The organism is Rhodopseudomonas sp. B29 (genome assembly GCF_000333455.1).
Taxonomy (GTDB): Bacteria; Pseudomonadota; Alphaproteobacteria; order Rhizobiales; family Xanthobacteraceae; genus Rhodopseudomonas.
The window spans coordinates 1-9,313 of the sequence record NZ_BADD01000086.1 but is presented as its reverse complement, the minus strand read 5'-3'; the positions used below and the strand labels follow the sequence as shown (position 1 = coordinate 9,313).

General features: G+C 65.9%; 10 protein-coding genes and 1 pseudogene (1 of these 11 cut by a window edge). All 11 read left to right on the top strand.

Annotation, left to right across the window (positions count from 1 at the left end):
• Window positions 1-253 (top strand): annotated as a pseudogene (locus I5M_RS29110) (DUF4332 domain-containing protein); it begins 156 nt to the left of the window's first position.
• Between the two features lie 82 nt (window positions 254-335).
• Entirely contained in the window at window positions 336-1,193 is an 858-nt protein-coding gene (folP, locus tag I5M_RS03155) for a dihydropteroate synthase (protein WP_022720074.1), read from the top strand.
• Window positions 1,190-1,555 carry a dihydroneopterin aldolase gene (gene folB / locus I5M_RS03150; RefSeq protein ID WP_022720073.1) on the top strand — a complete coding sequence of 122 codons (366 nt, stop codon included), beginning with the start codon at window positions 1,190-1,192 and terminating at the stop codon, window positions 1,553-1,555. Before folP ends, folB begins: the two co-directional genes overlap by 4 nt.
• A 2-nt stretch (window positions 1,556-1,557) precedes the next feature.
• Window positions 1,558-2,049: a 2-amino-4-hydroxy-6-hydroxymethyldihydropteridine diphosphokinase gene (gene folK, locus I5M_RS03145; protein ID WP_022720072.1), complete on the top strand. Its 492-nt coding sequence runs from the start codon at window positions 1,558-1,560 to the stop codon at window positions 2,047-2,049.
• Window positions 2,050-2,210: 161 nt separating this feature from the next.
• Complete coding sequence (locus tag I5M_RS03140; RefSeq protein WP_022720071.1) at window positions 2,211-4,082, top strand: methylmalonyl-CoA mutase family protein; 1,872 nt, start codon at window positions 2,211-2,213, stop codon at window positions 4,080-4,082.
• Window positions 4,079-4,537 (top strand): GFA family protein, encoded by a 459-nt coding sequence (locus I5M_RS03135; RefSeq protein ID WP_022720070.1) that lies wholly within the window; start codon window positions 4,079-4,081, stop codon window positions 4,535-4,537. The genes I5M_RS03140 and I5M_RS03135 overlap by 4 nt, the downstream gene beginning before the upstream one ends.
• A gap of 60 nt (window positions 4,538-4,597) precedes the next feature.
• Complete coding sequence (gene scpA, locus I5M_RS03130; protein WP_031335195.1) at window positions 4,598-6,757, top strand: methylmalonyl-CoA mutase; 2,160 nt, start codon at window positions 4,598-4,600, stop codon at window positions 6,755-6,757.
• 35 nt (window positions 6,758-6,792) lie between these two features.
• A complete protein-coding gene (locus I5M_RS03125) occupies window positions 6,793-7,107 on the top strand; it encodes a nucleotidyltransferase family protein (protein ID WP_022720068.1) in 315 nt (104 codons plus the stop codon).
• 1 nt (window position 7,108) lies between these two features.
• Window positions 7,109-7,453 carry a DUF86 domain-containing protein gene (locus I5M_RS03120; protein ID WP_022720067.1) on the top strand — a complete coding sequence of 115 codons (345 nt, stop codon included), beginning with the start codon at window positions 7,109-7,111 and terminating at the stop codon, window positions 7,451-7,453.
• 5 nt (window positions 7,454-7,458) lie between these two features.
• Window positions 7,459-8,241 carry a PdaC/SigV domain-containing protein gene (locus tag I5M_RS03115; RefSeq protein ID WP_376738658.1) on the top strand — a complete coding sequence of 261 codons (783 nt, stop codon included), beginning with the start codon at window positions 7,459-7,461 and terminating at the stop codon, window positions 8,239-8,241.
• Window positions 8,225-9,214 (top strand): methylmalonyl Co-A mutase-associated GTPase MeaB, encoded by a 990-nt coding sequence (meaB, locus tag I5M_RS03110; protein WP_031335191.1) that lies wholly within the window; start codon window positions 8,225-8,227, stop codon window positions 9,212-9,214. The genes I5M_RS03115 and meaB overlap by 17 nt, the downstream gene beginning before the upstream one ends.
• The last annotated feature ends 99 nt before the right edge of the window (window positions 9,215-9,313 follow it).

Genomic DNA, 9,313 nt, shown 5'->3' with positions numbered 1-9,313 from the left:
GNNNTTGCTGCNNTGGGCCAACATGGCCGACTACATGCGGGTGCCGGGCCTCGGCAAAGCCAAGGTCGAGTTGCTGCGCGCCGCCGGAGTCTCGACGCTGCGCGAGTTCACCCATCGCAACCCGGCGCGGCTGGCCCAGAACATGAAAGAAGCCAACCTCAAGTGCAAGCTGGTGCGGGCGCTGCCCTCCGAAAAGGAAGTCGGCCAGCTCATCGAGGAAGCCCGCAAGCTGCCGCTCAAGATCAGCTACTGATCGCCAGAAGCAAGCTGCCCTCGCGACGATTGGACGCCCGTCCAGCTTGACAGTGCGGTCCGGACCGCGCAAATCGCGGCCGATGACCGCTTTCCCATCGCGCACCACCGCCTCTGCGGCAAAGGCCGATCCATCGGCCTTCCGCGCGCTGCTGGCACGGCCGGTGGCGGCGGTGATGGGCGTGCTCAACCTCACCCCGGACTCATTCTCTGACGGCGGCGACTTCGTCCGGCCGGAGCGCGCGCGCGAGCATGCGGCGACGATGATCGCGCAAGGCGCTGCGATCATCGACATCGGCGCCGAGAGCACCCGGCCCTACGGCTCGCAGCCGGTCTCCGCCGCGGAGGAACTGAGCCGGCTCGGCGAGGTTCTGCCGGCTGTCGCAGCGCTCGGAACACCAGTGTCGATCGACACGATGAAGGCCGAGGTCGCTGCGTTCGCGCTCGATAACGGCGCCGCGATTGCCAACGACGTCTGGGGCCTGCAGCGCGACCCGGAGATGGCGCACGTGGTCGCCGCGCGCGGCGTGCCGATCGTGGTGATGCACAACCGCGATGCGGCTGATCCCGCGATCGACATCATCGCCGACATCATCGCGTTCTTCGAGCGCTCGCTCGACATCGCCACGAAGGCCGGCATCGCCGGCGAGATGATCGTGCTCGATCCCGGCATCGGCTTCGGCAAGACGCTGGCGCAAAGCATGCTGACGCTACAGCGGCTCGGCGACTTCAAGCACTTCGGCCTGCCGCTGCTCGTCGGCGCGTCGCGCAAGCGTTTCATCAGCAGCGTCGTGCCGAGCGAACCGAAGCAGCGGCTCGGCGGCTCGATCGCCGCGCATCTCATCGCCGCCGAGAACGGCGCACAAATCATCCGCGCCCACGACGTCGCCGAGACGGTGCAAGCGCTCGCAGTTGCTCATGCCATCAGGACCTCTCGATGAGCGATACGATCTTCATCCGCGGCCTCGTCATCCACGCCCGCCACGGCGTGATGGAGCACGAAACCGCTGTGGGACAGCGGTTTGTGATCGATCTCGATCTCACCGCCGATCTGTCCGAGTCGTCACGCACCGATCGGCTGGCGGATACCGTGTCCTACTCAAACGTGGTGGCGAGCGCGACTGCGGCGTTCAAGGACGATAACTATCGGCTGCTCGAGCGCGCTGCCGGCGCGGTGGCGGATGCAATCCTGGCTGACTTTCCCAAGATCACCACGGTGCGCGTGACGGTGCACAAGCCGCACGCGCCGATCCCGGCGATCTTCGACGACGTCGGCGTCACCCTGACACGCTCGCGGAGCTGACGATGGCCAGCGCGCTGATCGCGCTCGGCGGCAATGTCGGCGACGTCCGCGCCACCTTCGACAAGGCCATCGGCAATATCTGCGGCATGACCCAGGCCGAACTGACCGCGCGTTCTTCGGACTACGCGACGCCGCCCTGGGGCGACGAGGCCCAGGATCGCTTCATCAACGCAGCGATCGAGATCGAAACGCGGCTCGATCCGCTGTCGCTGCTGCAGACGCTGCACAAGATCGAGAAGCGCTTCGGCCGCAATCGCGCCACCGAGCGGCGCTGGGGTCCGCGCACACTCGACCTCGATCTGATCGCCTATGACGATGCGACGATCGACCATGCCGAGCTGACGCTGCCGCATCCGCGGCTGTTCGAACGCGGCTTCGTGCTGGTGCCGCTGGCCGAGATCGCGCCCGACCGGGTCATCGCCGGGCGAACCGTCGCCGACGCGCTGGCGGTGGTGTCAACCGCGGGCATCGAGCGCCTGCCGCCGCGCGGCTGAGCGCCGTTGCTGCACTGCGGCAATCACGCCCCGGCATATTATGCTGCGCAGCGGCCCGAACGGCGCCCAACTTGGTCTATTGGCTGAAAACAAGGGTTTGGCATCCTCGCCGGGCCGTGGCATTTTCGCCGCCACGATCGTGTTGCGAGGTCAATTTTCGGATGTCTACTGCTACGGATGAGCTGCCGCTCGGCGCGGAATTTCCCGCGGCCGGATACGAGCAATGGCGCAAGCTGGTCGACGGCGTGCTGAAGGGCGCGCCGTTCGATAAGCTGATCAGCAAGACCTATGACGGCCTCGCCATCGATCCGATCTACACCCGCGCCAAGGGCGCGGCGCCGATCGCCGGCCGCGCCCAAGGCGCGCCGTGGCGGATCATGCAGCGCATCGATCATCCGGACGCCAAGCAGGCCAACAAGCAGGCGCTGCATGATCTGGAGAACGGCGCCACCGGGCTGTCGCTGATGTTCGCCGGCAGCACCGGCGCGCATGGCTTCGGACTGCCGGCTACGCTGGACGCTTTGACCACGGTGCTCGACGGCGTCCATCTCGATGCCGGCATCGCGGTCGAATTGCAGTTTCCGCCGCAGTCGTGCGACGTCGTGCGCTATCTGACGGAGCTCGTGAAGAGCCGCGTTGCCGATCCGGCCAAATGCGATGTCCGCTTCGGCATCGAGCCGCTCGGCGCGCGCGCAGTGGCGGGATCGAGCACCTCGGACTGGAGCGGGATCGCGCAGGGTCTCGCCCAAGTCGCCACCGGACTTGCTACCAGCGGCTTCAAGACAACAGCCCTCGCTGCGGACGGCCGCGTCATCCACGATGCCGGCGGCTCGGAAGCCCAGGAGCTTGCCTTCGTACTCGCCAGCGGCGTCGCTTACTTGCGCGCGCTGGAAGCCGGCGGCATGCCTCTCGACCAAGCGCGCGGCTTGATCTACGCCCGCCTCGCCGCCGACGCCGATCAATTCCTCACGCTGGCGAAATTCCGGGCGCTGCGCTTGCTGTGGGCGCGCGTCGAACAGGCTTGCGGGCTGACACCGCAGCCGCTGTTCGTCAGCGCCGAGACGGCGTGGCGAATGCTGACGCAGCGCGATCCCTATGTGAACATGCTGCGCGCGACGATCGCGACGTTCTCGGCCGCGCTCGGCGGCGCCAATGCAATCACCGTGCTGCCGCACACGCTGGCGCTCGGTCTGCCGGATGCTTTTGCACGGCGGGTGGCCCGCAACACGCAACTGATCCTTCTCGAAGAATCCAACCTCGACAAAGTCGCCGATCCGGCCGCCGGCTCCGGCGGCATCGAGGCGCTGACCCGTGAACTCTGCGACGCGGGCTGGGCTCAGTTCCAGGAGATCGAGCGCGCCGGCGGCGTGTTCGCGGCGCTCAGCGCAGGCATCATTCAAAGCAAGGTCGCGGCGAGCCGCGCCGCGCGCGACAAGAATATCGCCAAGCGCCGCGACGTGCTCACTGGCGCGTCGGAGTTTCCCAATCTGCACGAGGCGCAGGCCAGCGTGCTGAAGGCGACGCCAGTCGAAGTCCCTGCCGCGGGCGCGGCCAAGGTCAGCTTTGTGCCGCTGACGCCGATCCGCCTCGCCGCGCCTTTCGAGGCGCTGCGCGACAAGTCCGACGCCGTGCTCGCCGCGAAATCGGCGCGGCCGAAACTGTTCCTCGCCAATCTCGGCAGCGCCGCCGACTTCACCGCGCGCGCCACGTTTGCCAAGAGCTTCTTCGAGACCGGCGGCATCGAGGCGATCGACAGCGCCGGCTTCATCGAGCCGGCCGCGCTAGCCGAGGCCTACAAGGCCTCGGGCGCGGCGTTCGCCTGCCTGTGCTCGTCCGATAAGGCCTATGCGGTCCATGCCGTTGCGGCTGCCCAGGCGCTCAAGAGCGCCGGCGCCAAGCGGATCTATCTCGCCGGCCGACCTGGCGATCTGGAAGCTGCGCTGCGCGAGGCCGGCGTCACCGACTTCATCTTCGCCGGCGGCGACGCCTTGGCGATGCTGAACGAGGCGTGGCGCGGATTAGAGGCGGCATGAGCGCGAAGCCGCTGCTCACGGGGGGATGTCAGTGTGGCGCCGTGCGCTACGCGCTCAGCGCGGTGCCGCTGCGAGTAACGCTGTGCCATTGCCGGATGTGCCAGAAGGCCAGCGGCGCGCCGTTCGCTTCGCTGGCCGAGATCGCGAAAAACAGTTTCGCCTGGACGCGCGGCAAGCCGTCGGCATTCCGCTCGTCGTCGATCGCGGAGCGCGACTTCTGCGCCAAATGCGGAACGCCGCTGAGCTATCGCCGCATCGAGGGCGACAGCATCGAGATCATGACCGGAACCTTCGACCGGCCGGACCGTCTGGTCCCGACCCTGCAGTTCGGGACTGAGTCGCGGCTCGGCTGGGTCGGCTCGATCGCGGCGCTGCCGAGCAAAACCACCATGCAGAACTATGGTCCGGAGAAGATCGCCCAAGTGTTCAGCTATCAGCACCCGGACCACGATTAGATTGCCGAAATGACGCCCCAACGCGGCCGTGATAGACTGGCTGCGCGAAAGATCAGACCGATGAGCAAGATACCGAATTTCGCCGACATCGCTTTTCAACCCACCGCCGCGCCCGCGCTGTCCGGCCAAGCCGAGCCTTGGCTGACGCCCGAGGGCATCCTCGTCAAGCCGGGCTACTCTGAGAGCGACGTTGCCGGCATCGATTTCCTCGACACCTGGCCGGGCGTCGCGCCGTTCCTGCGCGGCCCCTACCCGACCATGTACGTCAACCAACCCTGGACGATCCGGCAATATGCCGGCTTCTCGACCGCCGAGGATTCCAACGCGTTCTATCGGCGCAATCTCGCCGCCGGCCAGAAGGGCCTGTCGGTGGCGTTCGATCTCGCCACCCATCGCGGCTACGACTCGGATCATCCGCGCGTCTCTGGCGACGTCGGCATGGCCGGCGTCGCGATCGATAGTATCTACGACATGCGCACGCTGTTCGCCGGCATCCCGCTCGATCAGATGAGCGTGTCGATGACCATGAACGGCGCGGTGCTGCCGATCCTCGCATTGTTCGTCGCCGCCGCCGAAGAGCAAGGCGTGCCGCCGGAGAAACTGTCGGGCACCATTCAGAACGACATTCTCAAAGAATTCATGGTGCGCAACACCTACATCTATCCGCCGACGCCCTCGATGCGGATCATCTCGGACATCTTCGCCTTCACGTCGCAGAAGATGCCGAAGTTCAACTCGATCTCGATCTCCGGCTATCACATGCAGGAAGCCGGCGCGACGCAGGACCTCGAGCTCGCCTATACGCTGGCCGACGGCGTCGAGTATGTCCGCGCCGGCATCGCCGCCGGGCTCGACATCGACAAATTCGCGCCGCGGCTGTCGTTCTTCTGGGCGATCGGCATGAACTTCTTCATGGAAGTCGCCAAGATGCGCGCCGCGCGCCTCTTGTGGGCCAAGCTGATCAAGCAGTTCGACCCGAAGAGCGACAAATCGCTGTCGCTGCGCACGCATTGCCAGACTTCGGGCTGGTCGCTGACCGCGCAGGACGTGTTCAACAACGTGATGCGCACTACCATCGAGGCGATGGCGGCGACGCAAGGCCACACCCAGTCGCTGCACACCAATGCGCTCGACGAAGCGCTGGCGCTGCCGACCGACTTCTCGGCGCGCATCGCCCGCAACACGCAGCTGTTCCTGCAGCAGGAGAGCGGCACCAACCGCATCATCGATCCGTGGGGCGGCTCGTACTACGTCGAGCGGCTGACCCACGATCTCGCGGTGAAAGCCTGGGCCCACATCCAGGAGGTCGAAGCGCTCGGCGGCATGGCCAAGGCGATCGAGGCAGGCGTGCCCAAGCTGCGCATCGAAGAAGCCGCGGCGAAGACGCAGGCGCGCATCGACACCGGCCGCCAGGCGGTGATCGGAGTCAACAAGTACAAGCCGACCGAGGAAGCGGCGATCGACGTGCTGAAGGTCGAGAACTCCACTGTGCGCCGGCTGCAGATCGACAAGCTGAAGCGGCTGCGCAGCGACCGCAATCAGGCCGACGTCGATGCAGCGCTGGCGGCGCTGACGCGCTCCGCCGCCGACGGCAACGGCAATCTCTTGGCGTTGGCGATCGACGCGGCGCGCGCCAAGGCCACGGTCGGTGAGATTTCCGATGCGCTCGAGAAGGTCTATGGCCGGCACCGCGCCGAAATCAAATCGCTCACCGGCGTCTACAAGCGAGAGGCTGCGACGATGTCCGACCGCGTGGAGAAAGTGCAGGCGCTGATCGATGCGTTCGAGGACGCCGAGGGCCGCCGCCCGCGCATCCTGGTCGCCAAGATCGGCCAGGACGGCCACGACCGCGGACAGAAAGTGATCGCTTCGGCGTTCGCCGACATCGGCTTCGACGTCGACATCGGGCCGCTGTTCGCCACGCCGGAAGAAGCCGCACGCCAGGCGGTGGAGAACGACGTCCACATCCTCGGCGTCTCCTCGCTCGCCGCGGCGCATCTCACCGCGGTGCCGGAACTCAAGGCCGCGCTGAAGAAGCAGGGCCGTGAGGACATCATGATCATCATCGGCGGTGTCGTCCCTCCGCAGGATTACGATGCGCTGTACAAGTCCGGCGCCGAAGCGATCTTCCCGCCCGGCACCGTGATCGCCGACGCCGCCGAGGAGCTGATCCATAAACTCAACGCCAGGCTGGGACATTCGAGCCAGGCTGCGGAGTAGCTGTGAGCGCGGCGGCGATGTGGTAGGGTCTGGCCATGACGACCGTCGCCGACATGCCGCTGGATACCATCATTGCCCGCCTTCGCGAGCGGGCGGATGATTTGCGCGCTGAAGGCGTCTCTAAGCTGTTCGTGTTCGGCTCCCGAGCCCGCGGCGATGCAAGCCCGGACAGCGACCTCGACGTGCTGATTGACACGTCGCAAGAAGCCGGCCTTTCACTGCTTGATGTAATCGGCGTCGGGCACATCATTGAAGACGCTACCGGGCTCACAGTACAGACCACGATGCGCCGATCGATTGCCCCAGCATTTGCCGCACGCATTTCCGACGACCTCGTCGAGGTCTTTTAACGTGCCTCCGAGCCTCGCAGATCGACTAGGGCACATCGCGGTCGCGATTCAGAACATTCGCGACGCGATATCAGATCGAGACGTCTCCGACCTGCGATCGGATCCCGTGTTACTTGCAGCGATTGAGCGATTCCTGGAAAGGATCAGTGAAGCTTCCCGCCATATTCCCCAGGATTTGAAGGACAGCGAAACGAACATCAAATGGCGACGTCTTGCCGATTTGGGCAACTGGCTCCGTCACGGCTATCACTCCACCGACGCCGGCTTGCTATGGGAGATGGTCCAACGCGATCTCGAGCCGCTGGATCAATTCATTATCCGCGTCAGCAAGGAAAACGACCGTTGAACATCATCAGCTTGTTACGACACGCAGTGGTTGTGTCATGCTCGTTGCTCCTCCTCTCCCCCGCCCTAGCCGATCCGGCCAAGTCCAAGCCTGACTTCGCGGTCAAGACCAAAGCCATCGACGCCAGCATCACGCTCGATGCGGCGGTCAAGGCCGATCCCAAGCTCGCCGAGAATTGCCTCGCCGAAGGCAAAAAGTGGATTGCCGAGCGGCGCGCCGAGGCGGAGCCGGAATTCAAGAGCGATCCGGAGATGTTCCGCAACGGGCCGTGGAGCTACGAGCGCAGCTATACGACGCGTTCGGTCGTCGCCGATCGCTATGTCTCGATCGTGCGCAGCGATTACAGCTACACCGGCGGCGCGCATCCCAACACCGACATCGATACTGTGCTGTGGGACAAGCAGCAGAGCAAGCGCATCAGCATCCGACCGTTCTTCACCGATCTCGCCGACAACAGCCCGGCGATGCAGGCGATGGTCGCGGGCGTCGTCGCCTCGCTCAAGGCCGAGAAGAAGAAGCGCGACATGGATGGCGACGACGAGGAGTACATCAAGAGTATCGAGCCGAAGCTCCTGAAGATTGGCCCGGTGACGCTTGCGCCCTCCACCACCGCCGGCAAAAGCTCCGGCCTGACCTTCCACTACGCGCCCTACGCGGTCGGCGCCTATGCGGAGGGCATGTACATAGCGTTCGTGCCGTGGACCGCGCTGAAGCCGTATCTGTCGCCGGAAGGCACCGCGATCTTCGGCGGCGAGCGGCCCAAGGACGATGATGACGGCACCCGCTAAAAGGCCGATCGACCTGCCGTCGCTCGCGGGCGACGTCCGCGCCGGCCACCGCGCCGCGCTGGCGCGGGCGATTACGCTGATTGAAAGCCGCCGGGCCGATCACCAGACCGATGCGCGCGCGCTGGTGCAGGAGCTGTTGCCGCTGACCGGCCGCGCGCTGCGCGTCGGCATCACCGGCTCGCCCGGCGTCGGCAAATCGACCACCATCGATGCGCTCGGCATTTATCTGATCGAGCGAGGCCACAAGATCGCGGTGCTGGCGGTCGATCCGTCGTCGGCGCGCACCGGTGGTTCGATCCTCGGCGACAAGACGCGGATGGCGCGGCTGTCGGCGGAAGCGAACGCTTTCATCCGCCCCTCGCCCTCCTCCGGCACGCTTGGCGGCGTCGCGGCCAAGACGCGCGAGGCGATGTTGTTGTGCGAGGCCGCCGGCTTCGACGTCGTGCTGGTCGAGACGGTCGGCGTCGGACAGTCGGAGACCGAGGTCTGCGACATGACCGATTTCTTTCTGGCGCTGATGCTGCCCGGCGCCGGCGACGAGCTGCAGGGCATCAAGAAGGGCCTGGTCGAACTCGCCGACATGATCGCCATCAACAAGGCCGACGGCGACAACATTGCCCGCGCCAATCAGGCCGCAGGCGAGTATCGCGCCGCGCTGCACATCCTGACGCCGCGCTCGGCGCATTGGCAGCCGCCGGTGATGACCTACTCCGCCGCAACCGGCAAAGGCATCGCCGAGCTGTGGCAGGCGGTGCTCGATCATCGCGCCGCGACGACACCGTCCGGCGAATTCGACGCGCGGCGCCGCGCCCAGCAGGTCAAATGGATGTGGACGCTGCTCGAGGATCGCTGGAAGGCGAAGCTGAAGAGCGATCCTGCGATCCGCGCCAAGGTCAAACAGCTCGAGGCCGCCGTCGCTGACGGCAAGATCACGCCGACGCTCGGCGCCGATCAGATCGCGGAGATGCTGTGAGACCGCTCCGCCTGCAAGCCCTCATGGTGAGGAGCCGCGCAACTTCGCGCGGCGTCTCGAACCATGAGCTGATACGGCACGGCGTCGCCACATCATCTG